At 52.0% G+C, this 18,462-nt stretch carries 13 protein-coding genes and 1 tRNA gene; 7 read left to right on the top strand and 7 right to left on the bottom strand.

The genetic code is table 11. The features are described 5' to 3' along the window. Positions 1–68 precede the first annotated feature (68 nt). Complete coding sequence (locus tag BWI93_RS22220) at positions 69–773, top strand: hypothetical protein (protein ID WP_141217562.1); 705 nt, start codon at positions 69–71, stop codon at positions 771–773. 78 nt (positions 774–851) lie between these two features. On the opposite strand, the gene BWI93_RS22215 is transcribed toward BWI93_RS22220, so the two are convergent. Together BWI93_RS22215 and BWI93_RS22210 are read right to left on the bottom strand one after the other, a co-directional pair. Next, the gene (locus tag BWI93_RS22215) at positions 852–1,310 is read right to left on the bottom strand and encodes an endonuclease/exonuclease/phosphatase family protein (protein ID WP_141217561.1); all 459 of its coding nucleotides are present in this window, start codon (positions 1,308–1,310) and stop codon (positions 852–854) included. Next, the gene (locus BWI93_RS22210; protein ID WP_094815344.1) at positions 1,262–1,822 is read right to left on the bottom strand and encodes a hypothetical protein; all 561 of its coding nucleotides are present in this window, start codon (positions 1,820–1,822) and stop codon (positions 1,262–1,264) included. The genes BWI93_RS22215 and BWI93_RS22210 overlap by 49 nt, the downstream gene beginning before the upstream one ends. Before the next feature lie 278 nt (positions 1,823–2,100). Here BWI93_RS22210 and BWI93_RS22205 point away from each other — a divergent pair, with 278 nt between their 5' ends. From BWI93_RS22205 to BWI93_RS22185, 5 genes are all read left to right on the top strand, one after another. Continuing rightward, a complete protein-coding gene (locus BWI93_RS22205) occupies positions 2,101–3,120 on the top strand; it encodes a dipeptide epimerase (RefSeq protein WP_094815342.1) in 1,020 nt (339 codons plus the stop codon). 44 nt (positions 3,121–3,164) lie between these two features. Beyond that, entirely contained in the window at positions 3,165–4,256 is a 1,092-nt protein-coding gene (locus BWI93_RS22200; protein ID WP_094815340.1) for an aminotransferase class I/II-fold pyridoxal phosphate-dependent enzyme, read from the top strand. A 51-nt stretch (positions 4,257–4,307) separates the two neighbouring features. Beyond that, positions 4,308–5,450 carry a C40 family peptidase gene (locus BWI93_RS22195; protein WP_094815338.1) on the top strand — a complete coding sequence of 381 codons (1,143 nt, stop codon included), beginning with the start codon at positions 4,308–4,310 and terminating at the stop codon, positions 5,448–5,450. 104 nt (positions 5,451–5,554) lie between these two features. Then, positions 5,555–5,628: transfer RNA gene (locus BWI93_RS22190), tRNA-Arg, on the top strand. A 231-nt stretch (positions 5,629–5,859) separates the two neighbouring features. After that, on the top strand, positions 5,860–7,947 hold the full coding sequence (locus BWI93_RS22185; RefSeq protein ID WP_094815336.1) for a glycoside hydrolase domain-containing protein: 2,088 nt from the start codon (positions 5,860–5,862) through the stop codon (positions 7,945–7,947). Between the two features lie 82 nt (positions 7,948–8,029). Here BWI93_RS22185 and BWI93_RS22180 read toward each other — a convergent pair whose 3' ends face one another. Together BWI93_RS22180 and BWI93_RS22175 are read right to left on the bottom strand one after the other, a co-directional pair. Then, positions 8,030–8,827, bottom strand: a complete 798-nt coding sequence (locus tag BWI93_RS22180; protein WP_102200474.1) for an Ig-like domain-containing protein — start codon at positions 8,825–8,827, stop codon at positions 8,030–8,032. A gap of 238 nt (positions 8,828–9,065) precedes the next feature. Next, a complete protein-coding gene (locus tag BWI93_RS22175; protein ID WP_094815332.1) occupies positions 9,066–9,674 on the bottom strand; it encodes an Ig-like domain-containing protein in 609 nt (202 codons plus the stop codon). A 918-nt stretch (positions 9,675–10,592) separates the two neighbouring features. Here BWI93_RS22175 and BWI93_RS22170 point away from each other — a divergent pair. Beyond that, positions 10,593–12,185, top strand: coding sequence for a hypothetical protein (locus tag BWI93_RS22170; protein WP_094815330.1), 1,593 nt, complete (start codon positions 10,593–10,595; stop codon positions 12,183–12,185). A gap of 263 nt (positions 12,186–12,448) precedes the next feature. On the opposite strand, the gene BWI93_RS22165 is transcribed toward BWI93_RS22170, so the two are convergent. The 3 genes from BWI93_RS22165 to BWI93_RS22155 form a co-directional block, all read right to left on the bottom strand. After that, complete coding sequence (locus tag BWI93_RS22165; RefSeq protein WP_094815328.1) at positions 12,449–13,582, bottom strand: efflux RND transporter periplasmic adaptor subunit; 1,134 nt, start codon at positions 13,580–13,582, stop codon at positions 12,449–12,451. Further along, complete coding sequence (locus BWI93_RS22160) at positions 13,579–16,797, bottom strand: efflux RND transporter permease subunit (protein ID WP_094815326.1); 3,219 nt, start codon at positions 16,795–16,797, stop codon at positions 13,579–13,581. Before BWI93_RS22160 ends, BWI93_RS22165 begins: the two co-directional genes overlap by 4 nt. A gap of 192 nt (positions 16,798–16,989) precedes the next feature. Further along, positions 16,990–18,402, bottom strand: coding sequence for a TolC family protein (locus tag BWI93_RS22155; protein ID WP_094815460.1), 1,413 nt, complete (start codon positions 18,400–18,402; stop codon positions 16,990–16,992). Positions 18,403–18,462: the final 60 nt, after the last annotated feature.

Genomic DNA, 18,462 nt, shown 5'->3' with positions numbered 1-18,462 from the left:
TTCAGACCTTCCCGTCTGCCACTGCATCAGTGCGAGATTACGTATTTATTTTAACTAACGACTATTCCATGAAACTGACGAAATGGCTATGCGTGTGGTTCCTGGCCGCCGGAATCATGAGTTGCAGCAAAGAGAGTTCAACTCCTTTTTTATTAATGACGACGGATTTTACGCAGGGCGTAAGTCAGGACTGGAAGGCCGGTTTTGCCGAATACTCTACGGAAACCGACACCAGTTCCATTCAAATACGGTCGGGTGCCCGAAAATTACCCGCTCCCCTGAACACGAACGAATCGGGCTTCATGCTTTCGGCGTACAACCGTAGCGACGATATGTTCATGTACATTTACCAACGCCTTCCCAACTTTGCTCCCAACACGAAGTACAACGTGGAATTTTTCGTTAAACTGGCTTCTGATGCCGCCGAAGGCAGTGTAGGCGTAGGCGGTTCGCCCGCTCATTCGGTCTATCTGAAAGCCGGAGCAACGGGTACTGAGCCCGTGACGAAGCTCGAAGGAACCCAGTATGTCTTCAATCTGGATAAAGGCAATCAGGCCAATGAAGGAAAGGACATGATTATTCTGGGAGACATTGCCACGGGGCTAAGCACGCCTACGTACAAGCTTATTGAGCGTAACAGTACGAAACCATTTCAGGCTACATCCAACGCCAAAGGTGAACTGTTTCTTGTTGTTGGTACGGATTCCGGTTACGAAGGCCTGACGACGCTGTACTACAGTCTCATTCAGGCCCGCTTTACACCGGTTCAATAATATTGGTTTTTCAACGCTTCCTATCTGCTCTATTACGGAAAAAGCCCCTGCATTGGGGCTTTTCTTTTTGGATGGAGCTTACTGGAATTTCAGATCCGCTACGATGGCTTTGTGATCGGACTCCTTCATATCCAGGGTACGGAAACCTACCGTTCGGAAGCCTTTGTTGGTCAGCACGTGGTCGATGGGAATCATCAGGGGGCCGTAGCCATTGCGATACGTTGGACTGATACCAAAACCCTTGCGGGACGCCTGCATCCCCGAAGATGCCACCAGCGAACGATACACGGGCGAGAACACACTAACGTTAAAATCGCCCGCCAGAATGGTCGGCACGGATTCCTTCGCCGCCTGATCGAAGGCGTATTGCAGGCGTTCGTTCCGGCTTTCAAACCAGGTAGGATTCAGGGGCGTCTTCGGATGTACTGAAATCAGGGCAATTTCCCGTCCTTTTACGGTAGTATGCACGTGTAGCATTCGATTGGCAGTTACCGCGGCGTGGTTGACCCGCAGGGGGGTTCGGCTGCCAATGGCCACGTAACAATGCGTTTTCGAATACACCAGATAGCCGTACGGATACTCGCGGTGCAGTTCCTGCCGAAATTTCTGGAACAAGGGTGGCGTAGCTCGGCAATGAGTATAAGGTCAGCGTTTTCGCGGCGAATGCTTTCCAGGATAGCGTCGTACTCCCGATTCGTAAAGAGTACATTGGTATGCATGATTCGCAGATCGGCCGGCTCCGCCGCCGGAGTTTTACTCGTCACCCAGGGCAGTACCAGCCAGGCATTCAGCAGTACACTGAATAAAGCCACCGCGTACAGTCGGTTCCGAAAAAGAATCCAGTAGACGAACAGGAATCCGGCAATGGCCAGGCATTGGGCGGAAAAGTGGCTGAACAACTCGAAGAAAAAGAAGTAGCTTCCCAGACGCCCCAGCAGGCATACCAGCAACAAAGCGTACGTGCAAAGGGCGACCACAGACTGCCAGAAATGAAATTGTTTTTCAGCTTTTCGGTTTTGAACGGGAATCGGACTTTCGATGGTTTTCACGAGTTCAATGATTAATGATGGCGGAGGGAAGGAATGACACGTTTGATTTTCACAAAAATACGGGAATGATTCTGATTCTCAGAAGTCCGGTTTCAATGCCTTTTGAAACTTCCAAAGAAAGCATCGCACAAATCAAGTAAATACCAAATAATACCTGCCCTTTCAATAAAATTGCACAATTTTGTTCCTTGGTTAATGCAATTAATGCCTTAAACCAAAGCTTACGTTTAGGGTCTAACTACTGCTTATTTCTATTCGTCTTTTATCCTTCTATTCCATTGAAACTGCTTCTTCACACTCATACGTTGCGGCTCCGGCACACGTTCACGATTACCCACGAATCCCGAAACGAGCAGCCTACGCTCATTGTTGAACTTCAGGACGGCGAGTTTTCCGGCTACGGCGAGGCTACTGAAACCACCTATTACGGCGTTTACATCGAAGGCATGAAGGCCCAGCTGGAAGCCGTACGTACCCTCATCGAAAACTACGCCGGAGGTACACCCGAAGAATTCTTCGACTTCATCGAGCCGCATTTGCGTAATGACCATCCCTTTGCCCTGTGTGCACTGGATGTGGCCTATAACGATTTATACGCGAAGAAAGCGGGCAAAAAACTGTACGAGGTCTGGGGGCTGGACCCCTCCCATAATCCCATCACCGACTATACCATCGGTATGGATACCCTGGAAAAGATGGTGGAGAAGATGAAGGAAATGCCCTTTCCGCTCTACAAAGTCAAGCTGGGGACCAAGGAAGATATTGCGATCATTCAGGAACTACGGAAGCACACGGACGCGGTATTTCGGGTGGATGCCAATACGGCCTGGGATGTGGAAGAAACCCTTCAAAATTCGCGGGCGTTGAAAGAGCTGGGTGTTGAATTCATCGAACAGCCCATGAAAGCCACCAACTGGGAAGGCATGAAACGGGTATTTGAAGAATCAGCCCTGCCGCTGATTGCCGACGAAAGCTGTATTGTAGAAGCCGACGTGGCCCGTTGTTACGGCTTTTTTCACGGCATCAACATCAAACTGATGAAGTGTGGAGGCCTGACGCCCGCCCGCCGCATGATTGCCCACGCCCGTCAACTGGGCCTGAAAGTGATGGTCGGTTGCATGACCGAATCGAACATTGGCTGCTCGGCCATTGCCCAGTTGTTGCCTTTGCTGGATTACGTGGATATGGACGGTATTCTGCTCGTCGACGACGATTTGTCCACGGGTGTATCGATTGAGTACGGCAAGGTGATTTACGCCGAAGAAAATGGTACGGGAGCCCGCTTATTGAATCGCTAACACGGTTTCAGAGCAAGCATTCGTGGGATTTAAACGCAACGTTTATGTTTTATACGGACGAACTTCCGGGACGAACCGTCGTACTCGACCAGCGGGAATACCTCTGGTGCAGCGGCACATCGTACCTGGGCATGAGCCGAAATCCGGTCTTTATTGAGCGGGTACTGGAGGGCATCCGTCGGGTGGGCATCAACTGGGGCAGTTCCCGGAACAATACGCTTCGCCTGACGATTTATGAGGAGGCCGAACGCGTACTCGCTCAATGGATGGGTGCTCCGGCGACCCTGACCGTATCGTCGGGCATGATGGCGGGACAGGTGCTCATGAAGTGGCTAACCTTCTCGCAGCCGGGCGTGCTGGTTTTATACGCACCCAATGTGCATCCGGCTCTTTGGGCGGATGATTTCCTTCCCGCCACGGAATCGTACGAAACCTGGTTTGCTGAGTTGCCCGAACGCATTCGACAGTCGCAGGCCCCGGAAGTGGTGATTGTGACCGATTCCGTGGGTTCGCCGCATACCCGGCTGGTTCCCTTCGACTGGATGAATCACTTGCCTACCGAAGCCCGGATTACGGTCGTGGTCGATGATTCGCACGGCCTGGGGGTGTTTTCTCAGGGCCGGGGGATTTATTCGCAATTGTCCGCACCCGCGAACGTACGACTGTTATACGTCGCTTCTCTGAATAAAGCCCTGAGCGTCCCAGCGGGCGTACTGGCCGGACCCGTGGAGGTGATGGAGGCAATCCGTCACTTTCCGATGTTTAGTGGAGCCAGTCCGGCAAATCCGGCCAACCTCTGGGCATTTACGCAATCGCTGGAACTGTACGATGAAGCCCATCAGTTGCTTAGCCAGCGGGTGGATCAGTTTGTTGAAGAACTGGGGCCCTCTATACGCCTTTTTCACTGGCTTCCGGCGTATCCGGCCTTTACCACGAAGCAGCCCGGCCTGCACGAGTATCTACGCGAAGCAGGGATTCTAACGGCCTGTTTCCCCTACCCCGGCCCTAATGATCCCGCCATTACGCGGCTGGTCATTACGCCCCTGCACGAGCCTTCGGATATTAGCCGTATCGCGGCGGCCTGTCGAGCGTACGAAGTCAGGGCCAGTGTAGCGAGTGAACAGACGGAAGCTTAACATCGTTGGCCTTGCGTAGGCGATGCCGTCCTTCTTATCTTTCCTGAACTGATGAAGAAAATCCTAACCCTGGGTCTTTGCCTGACCGCATGGTCCGCGATGGCTCAGCATACCCCGATGAACGAGATTATTGCCAAAGTCCAGCAGCAGTATGCCCCCGATAAACGAACCGTCATTTTTCAGGTAGAAGCGACCGAAGACGGGCATGTAAAGGGTAAGACCAGCAGTCCGGAAGCCCATCAGGCCCTGCTCGCTGAACTGAAAGCCGCGGGTACTTCGGTACACGACGACATTCAGGTACTGCCCTCCGCTGAACTGGGTGAGAAAACGCAGGCCATCGTTCGCGTATCGGTGTGTAACATTCGTTCCACTCCCAAACATGCCGCCGAACTGGCGACGCAGGCCCTGCTGGGCACACCTTTGAACGTCTACGAACAGGAAAACGGCTGGTACCGCGTCCAGACGCCCGATCAGTACATTTCCTGGGTCGATCATGGCTCCATCCAGCTGGTTACGAAAGCCGAGGCCGAAGCCTGGGAGAAGACCCGCAAGCTCTTGTATTTAACGCCCTACGGTTTTACGTACAGTGAGCCGAATACGGACAGCCAGACGGTATCGGATATCGTCGCTGGCGATTTGCTGGCGTACCAAGGCGAGAAAGGTTCCTTTTACGAAGTGGCGTACCCGGATGGCCGAAAAGCGTACATCAAAAAGACGGACGCCCGTTTTTACGCCGACTGGCTGGCTTCGGTACGGATTTCGGAAATTTCGCTGGTGAATACGTCCAAAAAACTCATGGGACTACCCTACCTCTGGGGTGGTACGTCGTTTAAAGGCGTCGATTGCAGTGGTTTTACGAAGACGGTGTATTTTTTGAATGGCGTACAACTGCCCCGCGATGCTTCCCAGCAGGTACATTCGGGCTTATTAGTAGATGCGGAAAAAGACTGGGCGAAGCTGCGGCCCGGTGATTTGCTCTTCTTTGGGAAACACAACGAGGACGGCACGGAGAAGGTGGTACACGTGGCGATGTGGCTGGGCGAAAACCAGTTCATTCACGCTTCGAACTACGTCATGGTCAGTAGCGTGGACCCGACGGCGACGAATTACGATGCGTTCAACGTAGGTCGGTACCTGCGGAGCAAACGTATTATTGACCATTACACCAACGCCCTGAAACTCAGCAAAAAATAAATTATTTAAAAAAAGGCTGCGGGGAAAGCTTGACAAAGCCTCTTGAAGTCACTACTTTTGCATTCCCGATCGGAAAGATACCCAGTATCAAACGATCAAAGGACGGTTGCGTAGCTCAATTGGATAGAGCATCTGACTACGGATCAGAAGGTTTGGGGTTCGAATCCCTACGCGACCACTCAAAGCCTGCTTCAGCTGAAGCGGGCTTTTTTGTTTTTCAATCTTCATACTTTCGTCACACCAAAAGTTTTGTAAAACGACCCCCAATCCCGTTTTTTACACCCTCAAACTACGTTGCACGTAGTAAAAACGGAAATTGGACCAATATAGTCCTTCTTCACTTACCTAATCAATACGCTTCTGCCTGACCAGGATCTTATACCATTGATCAGCATTTTTTCGCGTACGTATGTCTCTTTTTCCTTTTCGAATGAAGTATTACAGGCTCAGCCTGAAGTGTTTCCTGTTGGTGTGGTGCTCCGTGTGGCACGCGGTGGCTTTTGCCCAAAGTAATCAGGTGAATGTGTTTCTGGGGTCTTCCGGCGATCATGGACAGCTATCCCCGGCGGCGACCTCTCCCTTTAGTCAGCTGAGTATTCTGCCGCTTACGGTACCCGGTACGCACACGGGCTACGAGTATCTGGCGAAGGACGTGCTCGGTTTTACGCACAATCGCTTTGAAGGCGTGGGCTGTCAGGGCAGCGGTGGACTGCTGTTACTGAAACCCTTTCTGGGGACGCAGGACGATGGCAAGCCGCTCCGCAAGGTTTCCGATACCGCCCAACCCGGTCAGTACGCGATCTCGTTTACGAACGGCATACGTATGAAAGCGACCGTTCTACAGAATGAGGGCCAGTCCGAATACACCTTTCCCGAAGGTGCTAAAGGCTTTCGGCTCGATCTGGAGCATACCTTTAACCGGGCCTTCGTCGGCGAACAGCATACCCTGAACGGATCGCGGGTGTCAGGATGGATTCAGGCGAAAACGACCTGTCACGCAGGCACGTATACGATCTATTACGCCCTGGACCTGGGTACTACTGCTACCTGGACGGAGGAATCCAACCACATTCTGGTCGCTCATCTGTCGCCCGCGACGCGTCAGGTTCCGGTACGGATTGCCTTTTCGGCGGTCGATCAGGCCTCCGCTGAGCAACGCCTACAGCAGGGAGCTACGCAGACGTACGCGTCCCTTTTCCAAAAATCCACTGCCGCCTGGAACGACCTGCTGGGTATTGTTCAGGTGGAAGGCCCCAAAGATCGCACCTCGCTTTTCTACTCGTTACTATACCGAACCATGCAGTCGCCCTTCCGGATTTCGGAAACTGATGGCCGTTTTCGGGGAACGGATGGAAAAATTCACGAAGCCACCAGCCCCCGGTACCACGGTTGGGCCATCTGGGATAACTACAAAACGCAGCTACCCCTGCTGGCTCTGCTGTATCCCGGCCTGTATCAGGACATTACGCATTCCATTGCCAACCTCTACCGCTACGGCAAATACGATTTTGCGGGGCCGACCGAACCCGCCAACTCCGTGCGTACCGAGCACGCGGCGGTGGTCCTGCTGGATGCCGTCCGGAAAGGGTATACGCTGGATGTACCCGCTATCCGGCAGGCCCTGCTGGCGGATACGGCCCGTTTTGATTTTAGCAAGCCGGATAAATTCCTGGAAGCGTCCTACGATCTGTGGACGATGGGAAAACTCTTCGAGGGCCTGCACGAGAAACCCCTGTCCGAGCATTTCCTGCGTAAATCCCAGGCGTATCGCTCCTTGTGGGAGAAGGAATTCAAAGACCTGAGTAAGTCCGACGTGGACCGCATGTCGGCTCGCAGTATGTACCAGGGTACCATCCGGCAGTACCGCTGGTCGGTACCCTTTGATGTTACGGGTCTGGTGCAGTTGGCGGGCGGCCGGAAGGCCTTTACGGAGCAACTCGACGACTTTTTTGATAATCAGTATTTCAACCGGGCCAACGAACCCGATTTGCAGTCGCCGACGCTGTACTACGCCAGTGACAAACCCTGGAAGTACCAGCAGCTTGTGCAGCAACTGGCCGTTGATACGGTCGTGCAGTATTACTTTAATGATAACAGTCGCGGGATTGGAGCCCACATCGACCGCATTTACAAGAACGAACCCAAAGCCCTGGTACGCACGATGGATGACGACGCCGGAGCCATGTCGGGCTGGTTTGTGCTGACGGCACTGGGCATTCAGCAGCCGCTGGTGGGCGAACCCATCTATTACCTGAACGTTCCTTTATTCAGGAAAATTACCATTCGGCTTCCCTCGAAAAATCTGGAAATCAGCGTACCTAATTTTTCCAGTCAACGGCGATACATCCAGCGGGTGACCCTGAACGGCAAAGATCTACAGCGACTCTGGCTCACGCACGAGGAACTGACCGGAGGGGGCAAACTGGTGATCGAAGCCAGCGATAAACCGACCACGTACGGAACGGGGAATATCTGGATTTCGGGTAGTAAAAACTAATCTCCGTTTTTTAAACCGCTGGTTAACCCACAAAAAAGCGCTTCAAGCTGAAGCGGGCTTTTTTGTAGTACTAGAAAAATTCCTATTTGTGTTGAAGACGTAAGGCCGAAAGAGCCTGCTTCAACGAAAGCGAAGCGTTTTTGCCGGCCTTGTATTTACCTTTAAACAACTGCTTCAAATCTTTCGCAGCTACGCGGCCACCGCTTGCAAAATCAAATGGAACGTATACGGCTACTAAACCCGCAGAATCGTCCACTAATAGACCCATGACTACTTTATCTGAAATGGCTACGTACAGCTCATTTTCACCTTCTTCAACATCATACCGCTCATAATAATAAGTAACGGCTTCCTGAGCGACTTGGTTAGTAACAGTCAAGAATAGAATCGAATTAATCAAGGCAGCGTTTTCAAACTGATACCCAACCCCTCTTAACTTTGCATTCTCTCCCTGATATTCTAAGGTGTTGTCCGTTTCCTGTACCAACGTTCGGGTTTCCTTAGCTTTCACCGTAGCTTTACTATTACCGAAATCCAATGCTGGTTCTTTCACGAATGAAGCTACATAGGGAATCACCGTTACCTTACTTTCCACGCGATTTTTACCATCGGCGGACACCCCAGTAACGGTGGTTTCGCCAATGCGATTCCCCGTGAAAGTACCGTTTGCATCTACCGTACCTACGGTTTCGTTGCTGGAAGTCCATTGATACTGACTGGCCGTGAGCGTATTATTTCCCTGCGTTAATACAAACTGATGTTCTTCATCGAAGTGGATTTGTAGTTGCGGCTGGTCGATCGAAACGGCCGGAGCTTCATCTTTTTTAGAGCAGGACGTAAAAACCCAAAGCAGGCTTACGATTAAGAAAAGGTGTTTCATGAAAGCAGATTTTTGCTGGATATGAGGTAAGTACGGAAATAGGTAGCGAGAATCCAAATAATAAGTTTTTGCCTGCCGCCCTATCTGTCAACATAAAAAAAGAAGGCCTGCCAGAAGCCTTCTCTTTTTAAATGAGGTACGCTCTTTTTTTATAGAACGCCGGGCAAACGACCACCCTTGACATAGGGACTGTACTGCACCATCAGGCCGTAATCATTGGTGTACTGATAGCGGATGGTCACTGTTTTTCGTCGGTAAACACACTGGCTCCGTTGGACTCTCCTACGTACTTATACCGCTCATCGAGGAAGCGGCTGCCTTCGTTGGCGATGTCCTGCGAATCCATCAGTAGTACGCTGGCTGAGCTGAGTTTGCCCGCCGTGAAGTTGTACCGGATCGCCCAGGTTTTACTGTTTTCGCCCTTAAAAGTCGTTACAGTGGCGGATTGCTCGCGTAATTCGCGGGTCTCTTTACTCTTAACCTGTTCTGGGGTCAGGCTGAAATCCGTTACGGGTTCGCGGTAAAGCGTGCTGTACGGAACCACGGTCACCTTGCTGGTCCATTGCTTTTTCCCATCCTTCGAGCTTGCCGTAATGGTCGTTTCGCCAATTTGCTCGGCTTTAAAATCGCCATCGTATACGGTTCCTACGTACTCATTGCTTGAGGTCCAACGATATTGACTGGCTTTCAACTCGCCCGTCCCCTGCTTCAATTTAAACTGGTATGTCTGATCGTAGTGTAATTCAAGCTGGTCCTGATCGAGCGTAATAGGCGGAGCATTGTCCTGATCCTTACCGCATGAATTCAGTACATACAGGCAAGTGATTCCAAGGAAAAGGTGTTTCATTCGAGAATAGATCTATAAAAGTTCTTCAAAGTTGGCAATTCCTTTTCACATCCCAAGCAGGTCGTTCAGGAGTCGGCTACCGCAGACGGTTGTCCAGGATAGGCCATTGTGGAAATTTCTTCGGTCCCTGCCAGGCTAATATCCTCAGGTCTTTCGCCGTACCGCCATACAGTCCTGATCGTTATCCTGGTCCTAATCAGCAACTTCCATGGTAAGGGTGGTGCGGGTTTTTCAGGAGCCTGCGTCCGGTAGCTGGAGTGAAGCAGAATTGGGAAATCCCTAGCAAACCGGACTGACAAGCCAGCTGTTCCGCCATAAGCGGAAAATCCGAAGTAAATGATTGCTTTCAGACGTAATCTGAGAAAAGAATACGGCTACTGCTCCCATCCGCAACAGGCTTTTAGTAATCGCATGAACTGTTCAGGGAAAATATCTTATTGTTGATCCTGCGTCCTGAGGTAAGGATCATAGCCCTATTTAAGCTACGAAGGCGTACATACCCTAAACAAAAGAAAATGGTCAATTTTTTGTACTGAATTCGATTTGTACAGAAAAAAAAGCTAGTTTAAATCCGTATTTGCAGAATATTATCATGATCAATTTTCATGTCATGGGAATTTATTTCCCTGTAATGGGATGTTTGTAGAAAAAAAGTCGCATTTACAGATCGGTTATTGCCCCATTCGTTAACATTTTATAATTGGTCCGGTCTTTTTGTAAAATATTTTACAAACAAGATCCGTAAGTATTGACGAATACTTAAGACACTTGTGCCCTCGAGCATTGGCGGATGTTCGAGGGTTTTTTTTGCCTTTTTGTGGCTCTACTTACCCGATTCGTAGATTTTGTAGGTTTAGAATACTTTTTTAAAATCTGATTTGCGTCACCATCCATTTGAATCACGTTCCGCCAGACGTTATGAAAAAGGTCTTTTATCGCCTCACTACACTGCTCAGCCTTGCCTTACTCGGCATTGGTTTCGGCTGCGAAAATCCCTTCGAAGGAATTGAATTTCAATTCAAGGATCCACTCACTCAGGCTACGCTTCACATTCAGTATACGGATGCGAGTGCTGGTTCCAGAATCAAAACACCCCCCAATTTGCAGGTAGCTGTGGTGGGTGAAGATGCCAATCGTGTTAAAAATCTAACCGGTGGAGAGCTCATCAAACCCAGTTCTGAAGGTTTCCTGGGTTTAGCCGTAGACCCTGATCAGTTACCCTCCAGCCAGAATCCGGTCACCGTGGCCGTATGGGCACAAGCCGATGGCTATCTCAGCAGACTTACGGAATGGCAGCTCAATACGCCCGATAATGTCAATACTACCGTTCCGCTGATTAGTGCCAGTCAGCCGCCAGCGGGGATAGCCGCCTCGCAGCAGGATCACAGTACGGGGGCTCACACGGTCCAAACGACGGCGATTAACGGAGCAAACGCCCAGTGGAGCTTACCGCAGAATACTTCGCTGAGTACCGCCGATGGACAGAATGCCCGGGGTGAAACCAAGACTACCCTCTACTACTATACGCCGCAGGCTGCAACGACGTATTTACCCAATCGTTCACTCCGGTCCTTTAATGCGATTGGTCAGAATGGGCAAAAGCTTCCGGCGTTTTTATTCCAGGGCTTAGTGTTCTTCCAGTTGGAAGGCTTTACCCGGGAAGGGCAAGTCTTACGCCGTACGTCCGCTCCGACGGAAGTCACCGTGGCGATTCAGCCGAATCAGCGGTTACTCAATGGACAAGTCCCGAAAGAAGGCGATTCACTCCCCTTCTGGATGTTTGATGTTACGCGAAATGCCTGGGTGCAGCAGGCTTCCCTGCGACTTCAGCGAAACCCGCAGAATAATCAGCTATTCATCAAAACCCAGCTTTCCCAGCTAACGCACTACGCATTAGCCGAAACCCAGGAAATCTGTGAAAACGGCCCAACGTTCCGATTCCAGACGAATCTTTCGGGGGTGGATATTCGCTACTACGCCCGGTTGGTTGATGCCGCTACCAATCAAACCGTTTACGAAACGTACGTGGACCTGAATAATGGTGCCCAGCGAACGTTTTCGGGGATGATTCAGCGAACGGTGAAATTGCAGGTGTTCCGGGCCAATAACCACACGGGCGGGGATCAGATTACGCCCATTTATGTATCCGAAGCCGTTGACCTCTGCGATACCCGAACCATTACCGCTCCGATTAGTTTCGCAACGCCGCCTACCAAAGTATCACTCATCTTTGATGTTACCTGTCCGGAAGGACGTCAGGTGGATGAAGCCAAACTACCCGCTGAATTGCGGATCCAGTATCAGATTGTGGGTACGGAAGACTGGGTAGACCTGATTACCATGACGCGTACGGTTCGGGCAGTGGCCTCCAATCGACTGGAAATCGGCAAACGCTACCGCTTCCGGGCGACACCCAACCCAGCCATCGGCTGGCCCTTTACGCAAAAAGATACCACGCTCAGACAAGCCGTATACCGATTAGATATTCAGTCAGATACGTTTTGTCGGTAGTTGTTGAAGGGTTTTGATTGGTTTCAAGTTTGAGGCTTGAATGGTTTCAGTACAAAAGGACATCCTAAAAGCCAAAACTTTTGAGATGTCCTTTTGTGCGATTTGATGCTAACAAGCCCAAAACTTAATCTAACCGACAACTATTAGCTACCGACCACTAATAGAAAGAAATCCCGAAAGCTCACAACTTCCGGAATGTCTTGTATTACTCAAACTTGAAACCATTCAAACCTCAAACCTGAATGAAACCCCTCCAACAACTCCTACTCCACCCGCACCGTCTGCCCATCCCGGATTTCTTCGGAGGCTTTTCGTACCAGTACGTCTCCGGCTTTTACATTTCCGAATACTTCTACGAGACTGTCGAGGGTATTTCCAGTGTCTACGGTTACCCACTGGGCTTTGTCGCCATTCATTCGAATTACAAATACTTTTTCCGAAGAAGTCACAACCGCGGTTCGCAGTACAAATAGCGTAGGCTGCGAGCGTTCGACGGGCAGTCGCACCTGAGCGTACATGCCCGCTTTCAGTTCGCCTTTCGTATTTGGAATGTCAAATTCAGCCATCATCGAACGCTGGGCGGCCTGTAGACTTTCGGCACTACGGGCCAGACTGCCTTTGAATACGCGTTCAGGAATGGCATTCACCGTAAAATCAACCGTACTCTTTTTACCCAGCTGATTGGCATACGCTTCAGGAATGGCTACCGTAAGTCGAAGCGTGCGACTATCTTCCAGTACCAAGAGAGGCTTTCCGGCTTCCCCCGCTCCGACCAGGGCTCCGGGACTGATATTCCGTTCGATAATCACGCCATCGAAGGGAGCCGTCAGCGTCAGGTACTGTTTTAAATCCTGCTTACTTCGCAGATTGGCTTTTGATGCCTGCACGCTTTCCTGAGCGGATAGTACCAACGCACTGTCGGCCTCCATTCGGGATTGAGCCTGATCGATTTCCTGCAAAGAAACCGCTCCTTCCATCCGGTTGGTTTCCAGTAATCGGCGATAGGTGAGCTTACTGGCCCGGTATTTCGATTGTTGCTGAATAAGATTGGCCTGCTGAGCCTGTACCTGAGCCTGGGCCTGATTGACCTCCGCCAGTACTTCCGGGGCTTCGAGTTGCACGAGTACCTGCCCTTTGCGAACCCAGGTACCACGGTCTACGCCGACCTGACGGACGAAGCCTTTTACTTTGGCGTATAGATTTACCCGGTTCCAGGGCAGTAATTCGCCCGGTAGGGTTACTTCTTTACTGGGTTGCATTTCCCGTACCTGCGTGGATTCGAGCCGGGCGGGAGTGGCGGGTTTTGCTTCCGCTTTTTTTGTTTCACTTCCGGCGGGACTACAAGCGTACACACTAGCCAGAGCCGGAATCAGCAGCCAATTGATTGAGGGTTTCATACCGTTTCTTCTTGAAGTTGAAAAGATTTGCTTTCGGGATCTTCGGGATCCAGGGATACCGACTGGAAGGAAGCTTTCGCCTGTACCTGCGTGAACACACAGGGCAAAATCAGCAGGGCGGCCAGGGTTGAAGCCACCAGACCTCCAATAACGGCCTGTCCCAGCGGTGCAATCTGATCACCCCCTTCACCCAGACCCGAGGCCATGGGTAACATCCCCGCCACCATGGCAATACTGGTCATCAGAATGGGACGAATCCGGCTACCCGCCGCCAGTACTACGGCCCGGTTGGCATTTCGAATGGAAAGCCGCAGGTTTTCGGCATTGGTAACCATCAGAATGGCATTCGCTACCGATACCCCTACCGACATAATGAGGCCCATGTACGATTGCAGATTCAGCGTAGCCCCGCAGGCCAGTAGCATCAGCAAGGCTCCGGCTACTACGGCGGGTACGGCCGACAGAATCACCAGTGATAATTTCAGCGACTGATAATTCGCACTCAGCAATAGGAAAATAATGACGATCGCCACGATCAGACCCGTTTGCAGACCACTGAGCGTATCCGTCAGCAGTTGGGTCTGTCCTTTCAGTTCGACGATCACCCCCCGGGGCGGATCGCCTGCGTCTTTGATGGCCTGTTGTACGGCTTTCTGGGCCGTTCCCAAATCGATTTTCTGCAAGTTGGCATTGATGGTCACCAGCCGGTTCGGTCCGGCCCGGTCGTATTCACCCGGAGCGGTTTCTTCCGTAAAGCGGGCCACGTCCGAGAGTACCGGGTGCATTTCCCCGGACTTGAGCGGAATGTTTCCAATCTCGTTCGAGGAAGTCATCAAATACTCGGGAATCTGTACCTGCACCTGATACGCCAGTCCTTTCGCATCATCGAGCCAGAGGTTTTTATCCGTAAACCGGCTGGAAGACGTCGCCGCCACCATCGAGCGGGCCACCTGCGTGGAGGTTACGCCCAGTTGTCCGGCCCGCTCCCGGTCCATCGTCACCCGCAGAACGGGATACTCCAGCGGTTGGGCAATCTGCACATCCCGCAGGAAATCGATTTTTTCCATATTGGCTTTGATCCGCTGGGCAAATCGTCCAGCTTCCTTCAGGTCTTTCGCCGCCACGCTTACTTCAATGGGTGTTGCCGACCCCTGGCTCATCATCTTGTCCGTCAGCTCAATGGGTTCGAAGGAAATGCGGGTACTCGGCAGGGCCTGGCCAATCCGGCGGCGGAGTTCTTCCTTCAGGTTGTCCATTTTCACGTGGTACTCCTCCTTCAAGGATACCTGCATCACGGCTTCGTGGGGACCGCTGTTGAAGACGAAAATGTTGGACGTCCCGTAACTCGAAGGCACCGTACCAACGTAGGCCGAGGAAATTTCCACGTTTTCGGGCCCCACGGCCTCCTTAATAATATCCAGAATTTTCAGCGTTGCGGTTTCCGTCCGTTCGACCCGCGTGCCGTCCGGTACCCGAATCCGCATTTGAAACTGGTGACTATTGGCGTGCGGCAGAATGTCCGTGCCCAGCCATTGAAAGCAGAGTACGATCAGTCCGATACTGCCCAGCAGATAGGCGGTTACGACCAGCTTGCGGCGAGCAATGAGCTTTTGTAAAAACTGCGTATACCGGTGTTTGAAGCGTTCAAAACCCGTTTGGGGTTCGTGCGTGTCTTCCTCCAGGATACCGAGTCGCTCCCGTTCGTCCAGAGCCAGCGTGGGGGCTTCATGCGAAGGATGGGATTTGAGCAGCCAGTTGGAGAGCACCGGTACGAGGGTCTGCGAGAGTAAAAACGACGCGATCATGGCAAAACCCACCGAGAGCGAGAGCGGCAAAAACATGGACTTCGGTACCCCTGTCATCACAAAGGCCGGAGCGAATACCGCCAGAATCGCCAGCAGAATCAGAAACTCGGGAAATACGATTTCCTTACAGGCTTCCCAGATGGCTTGGGCCTTGGGTTTACCCATCTCCAGGTGCTGGTGGATATTTTCAATGGATACCGTCGCCTGATCGACCAGAATCCCTACCGCTAGGGCTAACCCCGAAAGGGTCATCGTATTGATCGACTGCCCGAACAGATGGAGCATCATCACCGCAATCAGTACCGAAACCGGGATGGTCAGGACGACAATGATGACACTTCGCCAGTCCCGCAGGAAGAGTAGTACCATCAAACCCGTCAGCAACGCACCGAGTACCCCTTCCGTCACCAGACTTTTCAGGGCATTGGTTACGTAAATGGATTGATCGAATTCGTAGGAAATCTTGACGTCTTCGGGTACGGATTTCTGGATTTCGGGTAAGGCATTTTTCAGGTTCGTTACTACCTGTAACGTCGAAGCATCTGATTTTTTCACAACCGGGATATACACCGCCCGGCGACCGTTCACGAGGGCATAACTGACCGTCACGTCGGCACCGTCTTCCACTGTACCGATGTCCCGCACGAAGACCGTCGGACCCGAACCCGTGCGAATCGGGATGTTCAGAAAATCTTCGGGTTTCTGTACTAATGAGTTGACGGGCGTCATTACCGCCTTATCTCCCACCCGAATATTCCCGGCGGGCGAGGGCTGGTTATTGCTGACGATGGCTTTAATGACCTCTTCCGGCGTCAGCTGATAACTCTGGATGCGTTTGGGGTCAACGCGTACGACGATGGTCCGCTGGTTTCCACCAAAGGGTGGCGGACTCGATACGCCTTCAATCCGGGAAAACATGGGTCGCACCCGCGAGGAGGCATAATCCTGAATTTCATTAAGGGAACGGGTCGCACTTTCAAACACGAGCTGCCCGACGGGCACGGAGCTGGCATCGAAGCGAACGACCTGCGGCGGCACCGTCCCTTCGGGCATATAGGCCTTGGCCCGTGAGACGTTGTTGGCGACCTCCGCCGCCGCCTGAGCCATGTCCGTACCGGGATAAAACTGCAATTTGATCAGCGACAAACCCTGAATGGTTTTCACGTCAACGTCCTTAATACCGGATACGTACAGAAAGTGGTCCTGATACCGGGTGGCAATGAAGCCGTCCATCTGGTCAGGAGCCATACCGCCGTAGGGTTGCACGACATAAATGGTGGGCAGATCAAGGTTCGGGAAAATATCGACGGGAATCGTTCGCAGGGACAGTACCGAAAAGAACAGTAACCCTACCACGGCCACCACCACCGAAATGGGCTTCCGCAAAGCGGATCGAATGAGTTGATGCATGAGAGATAGTTTTCAGTCTTCTGTTTGCAGTTTTCTGTTTGCAGTTGGTCGAGGCGAAATTGTTCATCAAACGTTTAGAACTTGGTTTTGATTAGGTAATCCGTTTTTTACAGCACCTCAAAAGCGTATCATTTCTAATTAGGTCTAACCGTTCTTTTACCAACTGAAAACAGAAAACTTCAAACTGTAAACTCATTTTGGTACTTGATTCAGAAACACCGCCAGATCACCTTCGGCGGCGGCGATGCGTAAGAGGGATCTCCAGGCATTACTGGTGGAAACGTAGGTATCTACCTCGGCCCGGTTGAGGGTTAGGAAGGTTTGTAGTACCGTGGGCAAATCGGCGAGGCCGTTTTTGTAGCGAGCCTGAGCCTGATTGTATGCCTGTCGAGCGGCCCGTAACTGCACGGGAGCCTGTCGGGCCTGTTCAAGGGCGACGCGAAACTGCGTCTCAGATTCCCGCTGAATCCGTTGCAGGCGATTGTCCTGTTCCTGATACAGGTGCTGGAAGCGTTCGGTCTGGGCGACCTCCCCTCGGTATTCGCGTTTGAGGCGTAAGGCATTCGTCAGATTCCAGCGGGCCGCCACCCCAAAGAGGTAATTACCTACCTGATACCGGATGCCGTTGGACAGGTCCGTTCGGTAGACATCTCCATCGTTTTGTACCCCTGAACCCCTCGCCCAACCCGCTCCCACCAACGAGATCGTGGGCCACAGCGAACGGCTGGTGGCCGTGCTGCGGGCGGCTGCCCAGTCGATCTGGCTGCGGGAAAATCGTAAGGCCGGATGATTCCGGAATAAACTGTCACTCGCGGCGGGTGACAGAGGTAACTGGGTATAGAAAGACAGGCTATCCACCTGTAGGTTATCCTGTACCAATCCCGTCAGCTCCGAAAGCCGGAGTCGCTGTACCTGTTCCTGTTGTTGACTTTCCAGTAACAGAATGCGGGCCCGCGAAGCCTCCGCCGTCGCCAGCGAGCTATCCACGCCGGGACGCATACCCGAACGAACGCCGGAGTCGACGATCCGTTTGAAGGTCAGGGCCCGATCCAGGTTTTGTTGTTGAATGGTTACCAGTTTCTGTTGAATCAAAAGCGTTAGATAGGCATCGGTCACCCGTACCTGATGCTGAAAGCGTTCGTTCGCGTAGTCTTCTTCGAAACGGTGAACCTCGGCATTGGCAGCCTGGATGTTCGCTTTTACGCGACCGAAATTAATAACCCGCCACTCCGCAACGGCCGTGGTAAAACTGCCAAATACGCCTTCATAATTGTTTTCGGGACGTACCCCACCAGAAATGGCCACGGCGGTTCCTTCGTTATTGAAGACCGATCCCGTGATGCTGTTGTTGGTGGCGTAGTTGTACTGGTGCTGGAGCGTTACGATGGGGAGTCGCTCGGTCAGGGCCGCCGACTCCCGCTGCTGTGCACTCTGAATTTCCGATTGTTTGGCTTTCAGTAGTGGATACTGCGTAACGCTTCGGTTGAGTACCTCCCGTAAGGTTTGCACCTGACCCGTACTGGGCAGGGCTGCCAGCAGACAGGCTCCGAGTAAGAACCTTCGCGGACTTTTCCTACACAAAAAATTCAAGGGAAGAGAGTTCATACGCATACACCGACCGTTTGACGCTGCGATCGATGGTTGCAAAACAAGAAGGCAATTCTG

The organism is Siphonobacter sp. BAB-5385 (assembly GCF_002261125.1).
Classification (GTDB): Bacteria; Bacteroidota; Bacteroidia; order Cytophagales; family Spirosomataceae; genus Siphonobacter.
Note: the sequence above shows the minus strand (reverse complement) of the source record. Positions and strands in the feature narration are given on the sequence as shown.

Coding starts and splice junctions, on each gene's coding strand:
- BWI93_RS22160 (WP_094815326.1), bottom strand. CDS start 16,797: ATGCATCAACTCATTCGATCCGCTTTGCGGAAGCCCATTTCGGTGGTG.
- BWI93_RS22185 (WP_094815336.1), top strand. CDS start 5,860: ATGTCTCTTTTTCCTTTTCGAATGAAGTATTACAGGCTCAGCCTGAAG.
- BWI93_RS22195 (WP_094815338.1), top strand. CDS start 4,308: ATGAAGAAAATCCTAACCCTGGGTCTTTGCCTGACCGCATGGTCCGCG.
- BWI93_RS22165 (WP_094815328.1), bottom strand. CDS start 13,582: ATGAAACCCTCAATCAATTGGCTGCTGATTCCGGCTCTGGCTAGTGTG.
- BWI93_RS22220 (WP_141217562.1), top strand. CDS start 69: ATGAAACTGACGAAATGGCTATGCGTGTGGTTCCTGGCCGCCGGAATC.
- BWI93_RS22175 (WP_094815332.1), bottom strand. CDS start 9,674: ATGAAACACCTTTTCCTTGGAATCACTTGCCTGTATGTACTGAATTCA.
- BWI93_RS22170 (WP_094815330.1), top strand. CDS start 10,593: ATGAAAAAGGTCTTTTATCGCCTCACTACACTGCTCAGCCTTGCCTTA.
- BWI93_RS22180 (WP_102200474.1), bottom strand. CDS start 8,827: ATGAAACACCTTTTCTTAATCGTAAGCCTGCTTTGGGTTTTTACGTCC.
- BWI93_RS22200 (WP_094815340.1), top strand. CDS start 3,165: ATGTTTTATACGGACGAACTTCCGGGACGAACCGTCGTACTCGACCAG.
- BWI93_RS22155 (WP_094815460.1), bottom strand. CDS start 18,402: ATGAACTCTCTTCCCTTGAATTTTTTGTGTAGGAAAAGTCCGCGAAGG.